The organism is Balneolaceae bacterium, assembly GCA_034521445.1.
Lineage (GTDB): Bacteria > Bacteroidota > Rhodothermia > Balneolales > Balneolaceae > JAXHMM01.
Window position 1 is genome coordinate 114,838 of sequence record JAXHMM010000005.1, and the last position, 16,961, is coordinate 131,798.

A 16,961-nucleotide genomic window follows, 5' to 3' on the forward strand; every position below is an offset into this window, starting at 1 on the left:
GCTTTACGTCTTTTCAACACCGGCCAGCTCCCATGCACACCCTCCTCGAACGCAGTCCCGCCATGGAAACCCTCCCCCGCCGGGAGTGGCAGGAGCGCCGGCGACGCCACCGGGCGCGCGTCTCCGGGCTCATCGACGACTACCTGCAGGCAAGGCAGCGCCAGGAGAAGGACCCCGTCATGGATTTCCTATTCGAGTACTACGCCTTCCGTCCCTCCCACCTCAAACGCTGGTCGCCGGGCTTCGGCGTGCGCCTGGAGGGGGTGGAGGATCTGTCCGGCTGGGAGCTGGACGGGCTGACCGCCGTGGAGGGTGTCGCCTGGCTGGATCCGGGGCGTTTTCCGCGGGACCGCCTCTCCTCCCTGCACTGGATACTGGGCATGCTGAAGGGCACCCGCAAGCGCGCCCCAAATTTCGGCTGCTACGGCATGCACGAGTGGGCCATGGTCTACAAGGCTGATCAGGTGCGCCACGAGCAGATCCCGCTGCGCATGGAGCCCGATGAGCTGGCCCGATTCGTGGAATCACGTCCCCCGGCCTGCACCCACTTTGACGCCTTCCGCTTCTTCACCGAGGAGGCCCGGCCCCTGAATCGACGTACACTCAACCGTGACAGCTTCGCCGAAAACGAGCAGCCCGGCTGCCTCCACACCAACATGGACCTCTACAAGTGGGCGTTCAAGTTCCAACCCTGGATCTCCGGGGAGGCCCTGCTGGAGGCCTTCGAACTGGCGCTCCGGGCGCGGATAGTCGACATGAAGGCCAGCCCCTACGACCTGCGGGAAAGGGGGCTCGAGCCCATCCGCATCGAGACGCCGGAAGGCCGGCGTGAATACGTGCGCCGCCAGAACGAGCTCTACGAGCAGTCCCGGCCTGTGCGCAAGCGCCTCATACGGGAGTACGGGCGGCTGGCTAAATGCTTCGGTACGTAAGTATGGGCACTCAGCTTGATCTCTCTATTAAAGCAGATACCAATCGCATGTCGCGAGAATATTAACAGCCTGTCAGAATGGCCGAAATCTCCACCTCGAAGCAGATGATCCTCATTGGCGGGCCCAATGGATCCGGCAAGTCAACCTTTGCCGAAGAACTGCTGGAATCCCACGATTTACACTACATAAGTGCCGACGATATTGCCTTCGAATTGAATCCCTCGGATCCATATTCCGTGCGGCTCCAGGCGGGGAGGGAGTTTTTTCGCCAGCTAAATACCTCCATAAAGGACGAAAAAAGTATACTGATCGAATCTACGTTGGCCGGGAAATCACTTGAATCCATTATCAGAAATTCCAGAAACAAGCATGGTTACAGGGTTACGATCATCTACATCTTCCTGAAAAAGGTTGAGACCTGTATCCAAAGAGTGGCGGAACGGGTTGAAAAGGGAGGTCATCATGTTCCGGAGGATGACGTCATACGACGGTATAACCGGAGTCTTAACAACTTTTGGAACCTATACAAGCAACAGGCAGATCATTGGTATCTGTATTACAACGGATCAGATAATTTCGAGGAATTTGCCTATTATATACCAAACAACCTTCATGTGCTGAACGATGACTTGTTTCGCAACTTTAAAGAAATGGTGACAAGTGATGAGCGAGATTAGCAAAAAAAGAGCACGTGAGCTGGCCGCTGAGTTCAGACGCCTGGGGCAGCGTGGCGTCGACAGGGCCCGGGCAGAGAATCACCGTTTGGGTCTTCCCAATGTGATGGAAAAAGACGGGGAAGTCGTCTACGAACTACCGGATGGCACCATTACGAGGAATAGGCCCGAAATCCTCGAAAGGCACGACAACGCCTAAACCGGGAAGGAGATCTTCCCCAGGTTCACCCTCCGGCCCGCATGCCCGCGCGAGGCGATGACAAAGCCCTCTCCCGCCAGCAGCTCGTTGGCCAGCACGGCAAAGATGGCGGCCTCCTTGGCATCCGGCGGCATGCCCAGCGCCTCGGTCGTCATGATCTCCGCCCCCTCCAGCAGATGCCGCAGGTTCTCACGCAGCACCGGGTTGTGCACCCCTCCCCCGCTCACGTAAATCTCCGGCAGCTCCTTGCGCGGCAGGCGGCGCACCGCCTTCGCGATGGTCTCCGCGCTGAACCAGGTGAGAGTGGCCACCATATCCTCTTCTGTTTTGCTGAATCCCGCGCGCTCCGCGCATTCGTCCACCCACGCCAGGTTGAACATTTCCGGCCCCGTGGTGCGCGGCACGGGACGTTTCAACCAGGGGTGCTCCAGCAGCTCCCGCAGCAGTCCGGCGTGTACCGTTCCCCTGCGGGCCCGCTCGCCGTCGCGGTCGAAGGGCTCTCCAGAGGCACGCTGCACGAACTTGTTGATGAGGATGTTTCCCGGTCCGGTATCGGTGCTGATGGGCTCTCCCCCGCCGGCCGGCAGCCAGGTAAAGTTGGCGATGCCCCCGATGTTCAGCAGCAGGCGGGAGGCCCCGGTACCGGCGTAGAGCATGCGGTCCACCAGGCTGGCCAGGGGCGCCCCCTCCCCGCCGGCCGCGATGTGCTTCTGGCGGAAATCGCTTATGGTGATGATGCCTGCGGTGCGCGCCAGCTGGTCGCCGTCGCCGATCTGCAGCGTGGCGTCGGGCCACTCCTTCTGCCCGTGCAACGACTGCGGGGCGTGGTAGGCGGTCTGCCCGTGGCTGCCGACGGCGTCCACCTCCTCCGGCCTCACCTCCCACTCCTCCAAGGCGTCCAGCAGCAGGGATCCGTGGTAGCGTCCCAGCCAGGTGTGTACCTGCGTGAGACGGCGAAGGGAGACCTCCTCGACCGAGACCACCGGCTCCAGCCTTTCGACGGTCTCCGGTGGATATTGCACCGTCTTGAACCGTTCCAGCTCCAGCCGGGTCGTACGCCCCCCTCCCCCGATGCGGCATAGGGCAATGTCGAGGCCGTCCAGGGAGGTGCCCGACATAAGTCCAGCGATGCGGCGGTTTTCCCGGCCGGCCACCTCCGAAAGATGGGCAAGCGACTTGTTCATCCTCCTGAGTTCAAATATCTTGGGGATCAATCGTTCAGACCTTAGCTTAACAAAGATGGGACAATTAAACGAATCGGATTACCAGGCCTACGAGGAGGACCTGGAGCTGCTGGTGGATACCCTCCGCCAGTGCTTCGAGGCCGAAAAGGCGCGCTACTACGTGGTGGGGCACCAGAACGCGCTGTACATCGAGATCGAGGGACTGGAACTGCTTGACCGGGAGATCATCGAAGAAGTGGCCGGCCCGGTGCTGGACGAGCTCGACATGGACTTCGACGAGATTGCCCTCCTCCCCATGAAGTGAGCCGCCCTGCCGGCAGCCGAAGGGGCGCGGGCGCCCTTGTCCCGGTTCCCGGCTATGCCTATTTTCAACCAACCGCCGACCCTGCACCAGGACGCACCTTCCCTATGGAGAGCACCAACACCGGATACGAACTTCGCTGCGTGGCCAACGGCCACCTCAACTCCGAAAAGGAAACCACCACCTACTGCACGCAATGCGACAGCGTGCTGCGCGTGCACTACCAGGAGGTGTCCCCGCACATCCAGTATCCCCTCAAAAAGATCGCGGCCGAACCTATGAAGACCCACCCTTCCGCCCTGAAGCGGTTGGACCGTCTCTCGGAGCGTTACGGCGGAGATCTGTGGGTCAAACTGGAGTACGAGCATCCCACGGGATGTTTCAAGGACCGCGGCAGCTATATCGAGGTGCAGAAAGCCCTGGAGCTGGAGGCCGACGCCATCTGCCTGGCCTCCACCGGCAACATGGCGGCCTCTGTGGCGGCCTATGCCTGCTATTTCAGGCTGCCATGCTTTGTCTTCGTGCCCGAAAAGACCACCGACGCGAAGATCGCCCAGGCCACCGTCTTCAACGCCAACATCATCCGCATCAAGGGCGATTTCAGTACCTGCGAGGCCCTCTGCCGCAAGTTCGCCCGCTCGGGCAACTACTACCTGGCCGGCGACTACGTATTCCGCGAGGAGGGACAGAAATCTTTCGCCTACGAACTTCTGGAACAGGGCGGCGACGACTTTGACTACATCTTCATCCCGGTGGGCTGCGGCACCAACTTCGGCGCCATCCACAAGGGTTTCAAAGAGCTGAAGGCGGCCGGACAGGTGGACCGCATCCCGCGCCTCATCGCCGTGCAGCCCGAGCAGAGCTCCCCGGTGGTGGAGGGCATCTTCAAAAGGGAGAAGATTATTAAAAAACAGGTCAGCACCATGGCCCAGTCGGCGGCGGTGTCCGACCCGGTGGACTTCCACAAGGTGCTGCTGGGTATAGAGGAGACCGACGGCCTGGCCTACACGGTCACCGAGGACGAGATCCTGCAGTCGCTGAAGGAGATGGCCGTGGAGGAGGGCCATTTCACCGAGCCCGCCAGCACCCTGCCCCTGGCCGCGCTCAAGAACAACCTCGAGGAATTCACCGGCAGGAAAAGTCTTTTTGTACTGACCGGATCGGGCCTGAAAGACACCGGCGTGGTGGCCAAGCACTCCCTCTCCTCCCCCGTGCTCTCCCCCGACCTGGACCGGGTGATCAACTACATCAACTCGGGCTATATCGAAATGCAGGAACAGTCCTGGGGCAAGTCGCGCGACACCTTCATGGCCAACCTCAAGATGGACGAAGACCACCAGAAGATCTACAACGACTACGTGGCCAACATCAACAGGAAGGGCAAGACGCTCAGCAACAACGAGATCGAGGTGCTGCAGTCGCTGGTCTTCAACGAGGACCTCAACCTGGAGTACCCTGCCGAGGTGCTTGACTACAAGCTCACCATGCGCAAGCACGGGCTGGTGAATGCCGCCGTAAAGCTGCGTATCAACGACGAGGAGATCATAACCGAGGCCAAGGGCGTGGGTCCCATCGACGCCATCCTGACGGCCATCAAGTCGGAAACCGACAACATTCTTCCGCTGGAGATCCGCAACCACGAGGTGGAGATATTGAGTCCCGACACCGACTCCCTGGTGATGGTCACCCTCACCCTGGCCAAGGGAAACAGCGAATGGGTCTCCAAGGGCGCCTCCCCCGACACCCTTGAGGCCGTGGTGCAGGCTTTCACCAAGGGACTGGCCATCGCCACCAAGGCCGCCTCAGGCGAGGAAGCCTGAGCCGGCCTACCGCAGCACGTCCTCCAGCTCCAGGGAGGCGTCGCTCTGCTCGTCGCGGTATTTTACAATGAGCGGGCAGGCCATGCTGAGTCCCTTTTCGGCGGCCCAGGTGCTCTGCATGGGACGCGTGCCCGGAATGACTACCGCCCGCTCGGGGATGGGATCGCCTTTCTCCAGTTTCACTTCCTGCACGCAGTCGTAGACGGGAATGGACTTCGACAGGGTCACACCCGGGGCGATGACGGCCCCGCGCCGCACCTGTATGCCTTCCACAATCACTGAGCCCGCGCCTATAAAGCAGTCGTCCTCGATCACCACCGGGGCCAATCCCACAGGCTCCAGCACTCCGCCCAGCTGCACGCCGGCCGAGAGGTGCACGTTCTTGCCCACCTGGGCGCAGGAACCCACCAGCACGTGACTGTCGATCATGGTGCCCGAATCGACGTAGGCACCGATGTTTACGTAGGCCGGCGGCATGACGATCACGCCCTGGGCCACAAAGGCGCCGCGGCGCACCGAGGAGCCGCCCGGCACCAGCCGCACGCCGTCTTCGGCCAGGAACCAGCGCGGCGGCAGGTTGTCCTTGTCCACAAAGCCCTCGTAGATGCCCGAATACTCGGTGTTCTTGCCGGCCTGAAAGGCGGCCAGTATGGCCTCTTTCACTTTCACGTTGGCCTGCCAGCGGTCGCCGCTCTTCTGGGCGGCGCGGATCTTGCCGGCCTCCAGTTGATTGAGGATCTCTTCCCAGTTCTCTTCACTCATGATCTCGGTTCCTTGAGTTGAATGGTTAACGGTGGACAGGCGCGGTCATTCGGGCTGGTCGCGCAGCCAGCCCGCAATACGCCGGTCGGCCTCGGCCAGGAGCGCGCTGTCGGCCACCTCGGCGTCGGTGAGCGGGGGACGCAGCACGGAGGTGCTGATCCAGCCCTTCTCCTTCAGCAGCACCTTGGCGGGTATGGGATTGGGCGCCGAAAAAAGCGCGTCGGTACACTCCTGCCACAGGGGAAGCAGCAGGGGGCCCCCGCCCTCCAGGCACTCTTCCACGTAGCGGTGGGTGGCCTCGGGCCATACGTTGGAGGCCACCGATACCAGTCCGTTGCAGCCAGCCATGGCAAAAAAGGGCGTCATTCCGTCATCCCCGCTGTAGAAGGCCAGCCCGGGCGCCGTTTTGCGGTAGTGCTGGTATTCGGCAATGCTGCCGCTTGCCTCCTTTACAGCCCAGAGGCTGGGGTGCTCGCACACGGCCTTGAGCGCGGCGGGATGGAGCTTCACGCCGGTGCGCGAGGGCACATTGTAGACCATGCAGGGGCGGTCGGCCACGTCCAGCAGGGAACGGAACCAGGAGGCCTGCCCCTTCTCGCCCGGTTTGGCGTAGAGGGGGGTGACCAGCAGAAAGGCGTCCACCTCGAAATCCTTGCAGTATTCAATCCACTCAATCTGCTCGTGCAGATTGAAGCCGCCCACCCCCACCATGACAGGCACGTCGCGGTCCAGGCTGCAGGCGGTCTCGACTACCTTCTTTTTGTCTTCAAGCGAGAGGGCAAGTCCCTCGCCGGTACTGCCCAGGATGAGCACGCCGTTGCCGGCGTCGTCCTGCCTGCGTATCAGCGAGGCGAGATCGTCGCGGTGCACGTCTCCGCCCTCGTCCATGGGCGTAACCAGTGCGGTCCAGAGTGAGGTATGCTTCATGGCGCTGTCCGGTTTGCGTTGCTCGGCCGGTCCGCCGTGCGTGACCCTCTCAGTTTTCAGGGTCGCTACGCCGGGAGGCGATCCGGTCGAAGAGTTCGGAAAAGTCGTGAAAGCCGGGCTCCGCCGCGCCGGCGTGCAGCTGCCGCGCCGCCCAGAGGGCGCCTTTGGCAAATACGGTCCGCTCGTGGGCTTCATGCTGCAGGGTGAGGGTCTCCGGGCGGGTCTTCACGGTGAGCCTGTGGATGCCCTTGATATCGCCCTTGCGCTCGGAGGTGATCTCCGCCTCCCTCCCCAGCCACTCCTTCCAGGCCAGGGCGGTGCCGCTGGGGGCGTCCTGCTTTTGGGCGTGGTGCACCTCGTGTATATGGAATACGGGCTCGTCCAGCACGCCCGAACCCACCGAAATAACACCCAGGCAGTGGCGTATGATGTTCATGCCCAGGCTGAAGTTGGAGGCGCGGATCCAGGACGTGCCCCGCTTCCGCAGGCGCGCGTCGAGGTCGCCGGGCCACTCAAAACCGGTGGTCCCCCAGGCGGCGGGCACCTCCGAGGCGAGCACCGTCTCCAGGATCTCCCCCGCGGCGCCGGGCGGCACGAAGATCACGGCGGCATCGGCCTCCCGCAGCGCCTCCTCCGTCGGAGCGTTCGAGCTGTCGAAGGGGCCCGTCACCCGCTCGCCGGGCAGAAGACGCAGCACTTCGCCGCCGGTCTTGCCGGTGCCGATGACCGCTATGTTTATGTCCGTATCCATGGATGATGGTGCGTGCAGCTTGTCAATGCCCAAGTATAACCTTTTCGGCAGGCATATTCATACGAGGCAGGGCGCATTTGCACTATTGGGCCCCGATGAATTAGATTCTCTGCGGACCTCTCAACCAATCCTGCCTCATGGAATCACTTGTCATCGCCGCCCCGGTCTTCACCAACGACGCCGTCGTGCTGGGCATCCTCCTGCTGGTGCTCGCCCTCATTTTCGTTACCTCAAGCAGCAAGAAACCCTTCTGGCAGAAGTTTTACACCTTCATCCCCTCCCTGCTGCTCTGCTATTTCGTACCCTCCATCCTGAATTCGCTGGGACTGATCTCCGGGGAGGAGTCCAACCTCTACTTTGTCGCCTCCCGCTACCTGCTGCCCGCCAGCCTGGTGCTGCTCACACTGAGCATCGATTTCAAGAGCATACTGGGACTGGGCCCGAAGGCCATCATCATGTTCCTGGCGGGCACGGTGGGCATCATGCTCGGGGGACCCCTGGCCGTGCTGCTCTTCGCCTGGGTGGCTCCCGACGTGCTGATGGGCACCGGCGCCGACGAGATCTGGCGGGGACTCTCCACTGTGGCGGGAAGCTGGATCGGGGGAGGAGCCAACCAGACAGCCATGTTCGAGATTTTCAATCCCAGCTCAGAGCTCTTTTCAGCCATGGTGACGGTGGATATCATCGTGGCCAACATCTGGCTGGCCTTCCTGCTCTACGGAGCGGGCATCTCCGAGCGCATCGACGCCTGGTTCAAGGCCGACGCCACCCCCATCACGGAGCTACGCAAGAAAATTGAGGATTACAAGGCGAGCATCGCCCGCATCCCCGACCTGGCCGACATCACCTCCATCTGCGCCGTTGCTTTCGTGGTCACGGCCATCGGACACCTGGGCGCCGACGGCATTGCCCCCTGGATCGCCGAGAACGCCCCCCAGCTCAGCCGTCTCAGCCTCGACTCCCGCTTCTTCTGGATCATCGTCATCGCCACCACGCTGGGACTGGCCCTCTCCTTTACGCGTGCCCGCAAGCTGGAGGGTGCCGGAGCCTCCAAGATAGGAAGCCTCTTCCTCTACGTGCTGGTGGCTACCATTGGCATGCAGATGAACGTGCTGGCCATCTTCGAGAGCCCCGGCTTTTTCCTCATTGGACTGACCTGGATCATCATCCACGTGATCATTCTCTTTGTGGTGGCCAAGATCATCAACGCCCCCTTCTTTTTCGTCGCCGTAGGCAGCCAGGCCAACGTGGGCGGGGCGGCCTCGGCCCCCATCGTGGCCTCCGCCTTCCACCCCGCCCTGGCGCCGGTGGGCGTGCTGCTCGCCGTACTGGGCTACGCCCTGGGCACCTACGGGGCCTACCTCTGCGCCCTCATGATGCAGTACGTGAGTCAGTTTGCCGGCTGAGCGCGGGACCATTTGATGCTGAATTCGAAGAGGAGGATGCCTATATTTGGCCTTGCCACCAGAACCGTCCCCCATGCTCCGCATCCTGAAATTCATCGGCGCCTTCCTGGCCACTCTCCTGGTCGTCGTACTGCTCGTTTTCGGCTTCAACTTCGATCCCCTGCTGAGCCTCATCGAGAACAGCGACGACCTGCAGGAGGGCTCCGAATGGGTGGCCCAGGCCAGCTCCCTGCAGGGGCTCACCGAGTATGTGGCGGCCCATCCCGGGCGCGTCTCCATCCTCTCGACCAGCCTGCAGAACCCCGACTCCACCCTTGCCTACGGCCCGCACGCCCCACACACCATGGGCACCCTGGGCAATTTCTTCCTGCTGGCCGAGTTTGCGCGCCGGGCCGAGGCCGGCGAGCTGGATCCCTCCCATACCGTGCCCCTGGAGGCCGTGGAGCGCTACCAGCTGCCCTACATGGACGCCACCAACCACCGCAACGCGCTCCGCAGCCTGGCGGAGGGCGAAGATATACGGTCTGCAGAAATAGGGCGGCGGATCACCCTCGGGGCGCTCATGCAGTCGGCCGTGCAGTTCAATGACCTTGCCGCCTCCGACTGGCTCTGGTTCCGCCTGGCCGGGGAGGGCGGCGAAAACCTGGACGCCCTCATGGCCCGCATGGGACTGTCCGACACCGAACTTCCCCTCCCCTTCAGCGGACTCTACACCGTCCTGAATCCACACCTGGCGGGCGCCACGTGGCCGGCGCACCTGGACAGCCTGGGTCGCATGGACCGCCGGACCTTCACCGACTCGGTCATAGCCGCCGCGCGGCGCCTGCATGACGATCCCGCCTTCCGCGAACGGGTGCAGGACACCTTTCGCCGCCATGAGGGAATGGGCATCGGTTTCACGCAGCAGCGCGACGCCCTGGCCCTCTTTCCCAAGTCCACCGCCGCCGAGCTGGCCGGGCTCATGGAGGGCCTGCAGCGCGACAGCCTCCTCTCGTCCGCCGTATCCCGGCGCATCAAGAGCTACATGGACTGGCCCCTCGAGGGAGGACGGCTCACCCAGGACTTCTCCTCCTACGGCGCCCTCTACGACTCCCGCCTGGGCATGGCCAACGGCATGGACTACGGGTCCTCCGCCTACACCGGTGAACCCTTCGCGCAGACCGTCTATTTCGATCCCCTGCAGGTGGCCTTCTGGTTTCATATGAGCAGCAACCTGATGCACCAGGATTTCCAGCAGCGCCTGATCTGGGACCCTGCCCTGCGCCGGGCCACGGCCCAAGCCATCCTCGAGGCCGGATCAGCCACCGCACCAACCGATACGCTGAACCCCGAACAACCATGAGCCGATACCACCTCATCTACCTGATCTGGCTGCTCCCGGCCTACCTCCTCTTTCTCTGCATCCACCAGGTGACGGTCTACAACGGGGTGGTCGACACCTTCGAAAACGGCAAGACCTATACGGCCGAGGTGGTAGAGTTCGAACTCAAGCAGATCGCAGCCCAGACCAACGGCTACGTAGTGCTCCGCTTCCAGACCGGGCAGGAGCAGGTGCAGCGCCGCCTCTCCCTCCCCGTCGAGATGGCCGCGTCCCTCCAGGAAACCGCCGTCATTCCCGTGCGTTACCGGCCCGATGCTTTCCAGGAGATTGTCATGGTGCCTACCTACAACACCCAGAAGGGACTGGCCCTGACCAACATGGGCATGGCCCTGGTGGGCTTCCTGATTACCCTGCCCATCGCCTGGATCGCCCACCGCTTCGCCGGCAGGAGCATCGCGGGGGGCGAAGAACAACTTGTCATTGAACGCATCGACCGCGATGAGTAACGAGAGCTCCCGAGGCACCCTCTACCTGCTTCCCAACACCCTGGGCAAGACGCCCGAAAACAACACCATCCCTGAGTACGTGCTGCGGGTCATCCGCTCCCTGGATCACCTGGTGGTGGAAAACACCCAGGCGGCCGTGCGCTACCTGCAGTGGGTGGGCGATGCCAAACCGGAATATGAAATCCAGTTCCGCGTGCTCAACAAGAAGACGCCTGACCACGAAATCGCCTCCTTCGTCAAGCCACTGCGCGAGGGCCACGACGTGGGACTGCTCTCGGAGGCGGGCATGCCCGCAGTGGCCGACCCCGGCTCCGCGCTGGTGCAGCTGGCCCACGCCGAGGGCGTCCGCGTGGCTCCCCTCACCGGACCCTCCTCCATTTTCCTGGCCCTGGCCGCCAGCGGTTTCAACGGCCAGCAGTTCTGCTTCCACGGCTACCTGCCCATCGACAGGAACCAGCGGCGCTCCACCATCCAGCGCCTGGAGAAGCGCGCGCAGAAAGACGGCGCCACACAGATCTTCATGGAGGCGCCTCACCGCAACGACGCCATCGTAGAGGACGTGCTGGAGCTCTGCGCAGGCGACACCCGCTTCTGCACCGCCACCAACCTCACCCTGCCCGACGAGAAGATCCGCTCGGCGCCGGTGTCCAGGTGGAAGGAATCCGATCCGGCGTCCATCCACAAGGAGCCCACTATCTTCCTGCTGGCGGCCTCCTAAGAAGGCCTCCCCCACGGCGGCGGAAGGCCCTTGGTTACGAAGCATCGTGACGTGCTCAGGCGCCGGCTTCTTCCAGCAGGTGCACGATCTCCTCGTAGTTGTGAGCACTGGCCTGGTCCTTGGCCGACCAGCCGCGGTCATCCAGCACGTCCACGTCGCTGTGATGCTGTATGAGCACCTGCACGATGTCGTTGTGTCCCTTGTCGGACGCCCAGTAGAGGGCGCTGGTCCCGCGGTTGTCGCGGATATTCACGTCCGCGCCGTGGTCCAGTAGAAATTGGACGATGTCCAGGTGTCCGTGCTTGGCCGCTTTCAGAAGTGCGGTACGACGGTGTTCGTCGGCCGTGTTCACATTTATACCCGCTTCCACGGCCCTGCGAATGCTGTCGATATCGCCGCGCTCTGCTGCATCAAGAAAGGAGTCTTCGGTCATAAGCTAACCTCCGATGGTTGGATTGGGAGAAAGGGTCTTATCCATGGTAATCCATTGCCCCGACTTAATCAAATAACCCGAGCACCTCCACGCCCTGGTTGAAGGTCACATCCCTTGGAATGCCGGCCTCATCCAGGCGGTCAAGCTGGGCCTCCAGGCGCTCGTCCACCACCAGGTAGGTCTCCACGAACTGCGAGACCGCCTCGTAGTCGCCGTTGCCCTGCATGACCAGGATGTCACGGGAGAGGGCGTCGGCGGCCTCCGCCATCCGCTCGAAATCCACCGCCCAGGTCTGCGACTCCTCGTCGAAGGTAAAGGCCCCCTGCTCCTGGAAGTAGTTGAAGCGGATCAGGTTGGCCTTGCCGTGGGCGCTGGACTGCCCGAAACGGATGGAGCGGAAGATGCTGGCCAGGAAGGTCACGTAGTTCTCCTCCATGCTGCCCTCGGTGACCATGCCGCTTTCGCGCAGTTCCGAAATCATATAGAGTCCCAGCACGTCGGCCTTGCCCTCTTCCAGGGCGGAGGCGTGGTCGCGCAGCGCCTCGCGCACCGTGCCGCCGCCGTCGACAGTGTTCTTGATGCCCAACCCGTGGGCCACCTCGTGAAACATGGTGTTGGCAAAAAAGGCGTCGAAGGTGATGTAGCCTCGCTGCTCTTCGGCGATCAGCATCTCCGAAATGGGTACCAGGATCTCCTCGTACTTGGCCCGCATGGCGTTCTTGAGCTGCAGTCGCCGGGTGCCCTTCTCCAGCTGCACCTGCTCGTCATTGGGCAGGTTGATGGCGATGGTTTTCGAGCCCGCGTTGGCATCGCCGGCGTAGTAGACCGCATCGTAGGCGTTCAGCTCCGACTCGGTGCCCGGCGACTCCTGCTTATAGCGCTCGTCCACCGGCAGGCCGCGCTGCAGCTCCGGCAGCACCTCGGTGTAGCGGGAGAGGCGGCGGCTCCAGGCCTGGTCCTTGACCAGCACAAAAGCCTCGTGGGCCGCCTTGTAGCCGTAAAGCTGGTCCTCGTAGGTCTCTATGGGACCAATAACCACCTCGATGGTATTGGTTTTCATGTCCATCCAGGCCAGGTCGCTCTCCCGGTACTCGCCGGTAAGAAGGGCTTCGGCGCGCAGGTTGAGATAGCGCTGCAGCCCGGGATTCTGCGCCAGCAGGGCGGCCTCCTTCAGCTTGGCCGCCGCCCGTTCGTGTTGCTCGGCAAAGGCCTCATGGTAGGGCACCGCCTGCAGGCTGCCCGCCGAGTCCCGCCGCACCATGGTGTAGAGGTCGTCCTTCGCCTCGCTGTCCCAGGCTTCGAACTCCTCGCCGGTCATGTCCTCCGGATAGAAATTGGCGCCCGCCGGCTTGGGTCCAATGCCCTCCACAAAAGACTCGTTATTGTTGAGGCGGTCCCAGGGTCCGTAGTTGATCTGCGCCAACCGCTGCATTTCAGGGTGACCGATGCGGTTCATGAGTGCGGTACGGTCGCCCCAGGCCTGCATCCAGAATACTTCGTCCATGGCCCCGGCGGCTTCGATAAGAATGGGAATCATACGGCGCTGGCTCTCGCTGAGCGAGTCCACCTCCGCGGTAAGGGTGACGGAGGTGTACTGCCCGAGGCGTTCCTCCACGCCCATGCCCTCCCCGCTTTCGCAGGCGGAAATCAGCAGGGCGGCAAGGGCCAGGGAGATGCCGGAAAGGAAAATGGATGTCTTCTTCATACGGTCGGAATCAGGTTTGGCGGTTCGAGATAAGCAAAAATCTACGTCTGGATGGCATTATATGCAAAATGATTCTTAGAATAGGCCCCCATTAAGCTTCAAAGAAAAAAAGCTAATTTTTAAAATTTTTAAAATATTAACTAACTTGTACAGGTTGCAAAAAATAACCAACGCACGGTTACTCTTAGCCCCTTTACGGTGATGCGCAATCCCACGGCTGCCACATCACGTACATCTGCACCGGCACCAGTATTGCGGGGATGCTTCTGCTTCCTGCTCCTCGCATGCCTGCCCCTGGCTACACTGGCGCAGCTCAATCGCGTCTCCACCGCCGAGCGCAGCGACGGCAAGGGCCACGTCATACGCTTCCATATGACCCAGGAAGCGGATTCCTTTCAGGTATTCCAGCCGGAAGTCAACCTCATACAGATGGCCGTCTATGGGGAGGATATTGACACCGCCGGCGTGGAACTGGACAACCTGCAGGAAGCATTCGACGAAATAAGCCTTTACGACATCCCCTCTGGCGTGGGCGTGGACGTCTACCTTGCACAGGATGAGCACTACCTGGCGCGTTCCTACCACGATGGGTCCAGCAGCGACCTGCTGCTGGCGCTCACACGCTCCGGCCGCAGCGACGTACAGGCCCTCAGCGAAAACCACGAGCCGGTGATGTGGTCTCGTTTTACCGTACAGGCCGAGAGCCTGCTGGCCCGGGGCGGGTCCGACTCGGACGTGCCGATGGACGAGACCTACGAGAAGATGAAGGACAAGATTCAGTTTGACCGCGTCGTGATCGATGCGGGACACGGGGGACACGACCCGGGCTCCATCGGCTACCGAGGCGTTTATGAGAAGGACATCGTCCTCACCATCGCCAAAAAGGTCGGCGGCTACATCGAGGAGAGCGAGGAGATGCAGAATGTGGAGGTGATCTACACGCGGTCCGGCGATGAGTTCTACGACCTGGAGGAGCGGGGCAGCATCGCCAACCGTGCGGAAGGCGACCTCTTTGTCTCCATTCACGCCAATTCAAGCGCCTCGCGGCAGGCCCACGGCACCGAAACCTACTTCCTGGGTACGGCCCGCACGCAGAGCGCGCTGGAGACCATGAAGCGGGAGAACAGCGTGGCCAACCTGGAGAACGGAAATTCCGACGAGCTCACCCAGGAACAGCTGCTTACCTATGAGCTGCTCAACAGCGGGTACATTGCGTCCAGTGAAGAGCTGGCGGGCATGATACAGGACCAGCTCGCCAACCGCGCACAGCGGCGCTCGCGGGGCGTCAAACAGGCCGGCTTCATCGTGCTTTTCCACGCCTCCATGCCCGCCGTGCTTATCGAAACGGGCTTCATCAGCAATCCCGGAGAGGCGCGCTACCTCTCCTCCGACTGGGGCCAGAGCATCGTGGCTTCGGCCATCTTCCGCGCCATCCGGAACTACAAGGTGCAATACGACGCCGATCAGCATTTGACCACCAAAGAAGAAGAACGCCGCCCTTGAGTCCAGTCGTCATCGGAGTAGCCGGAGGAAGCGGATCGGGGAAGACCACCGTGGTGCACCACATCATCGATGCCGTGGGCGAGGAGAACATCACGCTGCTGCAGCACGACTCCTACTACCGCGACCTGAATCATCTTCCCTTCGAGGAGCGCAAAGCTCAGAATTTTGACCACCCCGAAGCCCTGGAGACCGAACTGATGATTCGCCACCTGCGGCGCCTGATCGAAGGCGAGGCGGTGGAAGTGCCCGTGTACGACTTCAGCCGACATATGCGCACCGGAAAAACGGAGACGGCGTGTCCCTCGGGGGTGATCCTCATCGACGGCATTCTCATTTTCGTGGAAAAGGCGCTGCGCCGACTGATGGACATCAAAATCTATGTGGATACCGACGACGACGTGCGCCTGGTGCGCCGCATCCGCCGCGACATCATGGAGCGTGACCGCGACCTGAAGGGCGTGCTCGACCAGTACGAATCGCAGGTGCGTCCCATGCACCTGGAGTTCGTGGAACCCAGCAAACGCTACGCCGACGTGATCATCCCCCGCGGGGGACAGAACGCGGTAGCCCTCGACATGGTCAACGCCCTCATTCAGGAACGACTCGGCAGGCAGGCGGATTTAACATAGTCGGGGACCATCGCAGGAATTCCAACAGGGCCGCGCGACGCAGCGGCCGGCAACACTTTTACCATGAACATAGAGAACAAGACCGCCATCGTAACGGGAGCCAGCAGAGGCATCGGACGCGCCTTCAGCGCGGCCCTGGTGCGGAAGGGCGCCAGGGTCTACGGCCTGGCGCGCAGCGGGGACAAACTGGACGAAGTGCGCGACGAGCTTGGAAATGCCTTCCAGCCCGTCGTATGCGATGTGACCGACCATGACGCCATCGAACAGTGGGTAGACGAGACCTTTGATGCCTCCAACCGTCCCGATATCCTCGTCAACAACGCGGGACTGGGGCTGTTCGGGGACGTGGACCGGCTGCCGCTGGAGGATTGGGAGACCATGGTTCGCACCAACCTCAACGGCGTATTCTACATGACCCGCCAGCTGGTGCCTCACATGAAAGAGCATCCCGGCGTGTGCCACATCATCAACATCGCCTCCATCGCCGGCAAAATCGGCAATCCGCAGCTCTCCGGCTACAACGCTACCAAATTCGGGGTGCGAGGCTTCACACAGGCCCTTTTCCAGGAACTGCGCTACGACGGCATCAAGGTGACCGGCTTTTACCCGGGGTCCATCGCCACCGACTTTTTCAACAGCTCCGAGGGCGCCGACACCCACCCCAACATGATGATGCCGGACGACGTGGCCAAGGTGCTGACCGACACTCTCGAGACGCCCGACAATTTCCTGATCAGCGACGTCACCATGCGCCCCCTCAATCCCAAACGACCCGACGACTCCTGATGCGCCATGCCCTCGCCGCCGGACTGGGATTGCTGCTGATGGCGGCGCTCCCGGCCTGCTCACAGACCGGGACTCCCGGCAGCACGGAGAATCCCGTACCGCCCGACTCCCTGCTCGCCGAGGAGACCTACGTCGACCTGCTGGTGGAGCTGCAGCTGCTGCGCTCCTACACCCGTACCCAGCCCGACTCGGTGGATACCGACTCCCTGCAGCGGGCCATCTTCCGCCGCTACGGAGTAGACGCCGACCGCTTCCGCCGCAGCCACGACTTCTACCAGAAGGATCTGGAGGCGCAGAAGCAGCGCATCGACCGGGCCATCGAGGAGTTACGAATGGACCAGGTGAATACGCGCGACACCTCACAGACCGACAGCGTCCCGGACCAGGGCGGCTGAAAGGCCGGG

18 protein-coding genes are annotated in these 16,961 nt (G+C 62.2%); 12 read left to right on the plus strand and 6 right to left on the minus strand.

Features of this window, described 5'->3' with window-relative positions; translation table 11 throughout:
- Positions 1-32 precede the first annotated feature (32 nt).
- Both U5K31_04355 and U5K31_04360 read left to right on the plus strand, forming a co-directional pair.
- The gene (locus U5K31_04355; protein ID MDZ7771957.1) at positions 33-932 is read left to right on the plus strand and encodes a 3-methyladenine DNA glycosylase; all 900 of its coding nucleotides are present in this window, start codon (positions 33-35) and stop codon (positions 930-932) included.
- 77 nt (positions 933-1,009) lie between these two features.
- On the plus strand, positions 1,010-1,609 hold the full coding sequence (locus tag U5K31_04360) for an AAA family ATPase (protein ID MDZ7771958.1): 600 nt from the start codon (positions 1,010-1,012) through the stop codon (positions 1,607-1,609).
- A 192-nt stretch (positions 1,610-1,801) separates the two neighbouring features.
- On the opposite strand, the gene U5K31_04365 is transcribed toward U5K31_04360, so the two are convergent.
- Positions 1,802-3,019: an anhydro-N-acetylmuramic acid kinase gene (locus U5K31_04365; GenBank protein ID MDZ7771959.1), complete on the minus strand. Its 1,218-nt coding sequence runs from the start codon at positions 3,017-3,019 to the stop codon at positions 1,802-1,804.
- A gap of 25 nt (positions 3,020-3,044) precedes the next feature.
- Here U5K31_04365 and U5K31_04370 point away from each other — a divergent pair, with 25 nt between their 5' ends.
- Together U5K31_04370 and thrC are read left to right on the plus strand one after the other, a co-directional pair.
- Complete coding sequence (locus U5K31_04370) at positions 3,045-3,293, plus strand: hypothetical protein (GenBank protein ID MDZ7771960.1); 249 nt, start codon at positions 3,045-3,047, stop codon at positions 3,291-3,293.
- Between the two features lie 104 nt (positions 3,294-3,397).
- Complete coding sequence (gene thrC, locus U5K31_04375; protein MDZ7771961.1) at positions 3,398-5,110, plus strand: threonine synthase; 1,713 nt, start codon at positions 3,398-3,400, stop codon at positions 5,108-5,110.
- Between the two features lie 6 nt (positions 5,111-5,116).
- On the opposite strand, the gene U5K31_04380 is transcribed toward thrC, so the two are convergent.
- From U5K31_04380 to U5K31_04390, 3 genes are read right to left on the minus strand one after another with little or no spacing between them, the layout of a single operon-like run.
- On the minus strand, positions 5,117-5,872 hold the full coding sequence (locus U5K31_04380) for a 2,3,4,5-tetrahydropyridine-2,6-dicarboxylate N-succinyltransferase (protein ID MDZ7771962.1): 756 nt from the start codon (positions 5,870-5,872) through the stop codon (positions 5,117-5,119).
- A 45-nt stretch (positions 5,873-5,917) separates the two neighbouring features.
- The gene (gene dapA, locus U5K31_04385) at positions 5,918-6,799 is read right to left on the minus strand and encodes a 4-hydroxy-tetrahydrodipicolinate synthase (protein ID MDZ7771963.1); all 882 of its coding nucleotides are present in this window, start codon (positions 6,797-6,799) and stop codon (positions 5,918-5,920) included.
- A gap of 49 nt (positions 6,800-6,848) precedes the next feature.
- Positions 6,849-7,550 (minus strand): dihydrodipicolinate reductase C-terminal domain-containing protein, encoded by a 702-nt coding sequence (locus U5K31_04390; protein MDZ7771964.1) that lies wholly within the window; start codon positions 7,548-7,550, stop codon positions 6,849-6,851.
- A gap of 137 nt (positions 7,551-7,687) precedes the next feature.
- On the opposite strand from U5K31_04390, the gene U5K31_04395 reads away from it, so the two are divergent.
- The 4 genes from U5K31_04395 to U5K31_04410 all read left to right on the plus strand — a co-directional run bounded on the left by U5K31_04395 (position 7,688) and on the right by U5K31_04410 (position 11,501).
- Positions 7,688-8,956, plus strand: a complete 1,269-nt coding sequence (locus U5K31_04395) for a DUF819 family protein (protein ID MDZ7771965.1) — start codon at positions 7,688-7,690, stop codon at positions 8,954-8,956.
- A gap of 73 nt (positions 8,957-9,029) precedes the next feature.
- Positions 9,030-10,298 carry a serine hydrolase gene (locus tag U5K31_04400; protein ID MDZ7771966.1) on the plus strand — a complete coding sequence of 423 codons (1,269 nt, stop codon included), beginning with the start codon at positions 9,030-9,032 and terminating at the stop codon, positions 10,296-10,298.
- The gene (locus U5K31_04405) at positions 10,295-10,783 is read left to right on the plus strand and encodes a hypothetical protein (protein ID MDZ7771967.1); all 489 of its coding nucleotides are present in this window, start codon (positions 10,295-10,297) and stop codon (positions 10,781-10,783) included. The genes U5K31_04400 and U5K31_04405 overlap by 4 nt, the downstream gene beginning before the upstream one ends.
- On the plus strand, positions 10,776-11,501 hold the full coding sequence (locus U5K31_04410) for an SAM-dependent methyltransferase (protein ID MDZ7771968.1): 726 nt from the start codon (positions 10,776-10,778) through the stop codon (positions 11,499-11,501). The genes U5K31_04405 and U5K31_04410 overlap by 8 nt, the downstream gene beginning before the upstream one ends.
- Before the next feature lie 55 nt (positions 11,502-11,556).
- Here U5K31_04410 and U5K31_04415 read toward each other — a convergent pair whose 3' ends face one another.
- Positions 11,557-11,934 (minus strand): ankyrin repeat domain-containing protein, encoded by a 378-nt coding sequence (locus U5K31_04415; protein ID MDZ7771969.1) that lies wholly within the window; start codon positions 11,932-11,934, stop codon positions 11,557-11,559.
- Positions 11,935-11,998: 64 nt separating this feature from the next.
- Positions 11,999-13,639 carry a Zn-dependent hydrolase gene (locus tag U5K31_04420; protein MDZ7771970.1) on the minus strand — a complete coding sequence of 547 codons (1,641 nt, stop codon included), beginning with the start codon at positions 13,637-13,639 and terminating at the stop codon, positions 11,999-12,001.
- Positions 13,640-13,891: 252 nt separating this feature from the next.
- Here U5K31_04420 and U5K31_04425 point away from each other — a divergent pair, with 252 nt between their 5' ends.
- The 4 genes from U5K31_04425 to U5K31_04440 all read left to right on the plus strand — a co-directional run bounded on the left by U5K31_04425 (position 13,892) and on the right by U5K31_04440 (position 16,952).
- Positions 13,892-15,142, plus strand: a complete 1,251-nt coding sequence (locus tag U5K31_04425; GenBank protein ID MDZ7771971.1) for an N-acetylmuramoyl-L-alanine amidase — start codon at positions 13,892-13,894, stop codon at positions 15,140-15,142.
- Positions 15,139-15,771 carry a uridine kinase gene (udk, locus tag U5K31_04430; protein ID MDZ7771972.1) on the plus strand — a complete coding sequence of 211 codons (633 nt, stop codon included), beginning with the start codon at positions 15,139-15,141 and terminating at the stop codon, positions 15,769-15,771. The genes U5K31_04425 and udk overlap by 4 nt, the downstream gene beginning before the upstream one ends.
- A 63-nt stretch (positions 15,772-15,834) precedes the next feature.
- The gene (locus U5K31_04435; GenBank protein ID MDZ7771973.1) at positions 15,835-16,557 is read left to right on the plus strand and encodes an SDR family NAD(P)-dependent oxidoreductase; all 723 of its coding nucleotides are present in this window, start codon (positions 15,835-15,837) and stop codon (positions 16,555-16,557) included.
- Positions 16,557-16,952, plus strand: coding sequence for a DUF4296 domain-containing protein (locus tag U5K31_04440; protein ID MDZ7771974.1), 396 nt, complete (start codon positions 16,557-16,559; stop codon positions 16,950-16,952). The genes U5K31_04435 and U5K31_04440 overlap by 1 nt, the downstream gene beginning before the upstream one ends.
- The last annotated feature ends 9 nt before the right edge of the window (positions 16,953-16,961 follow it).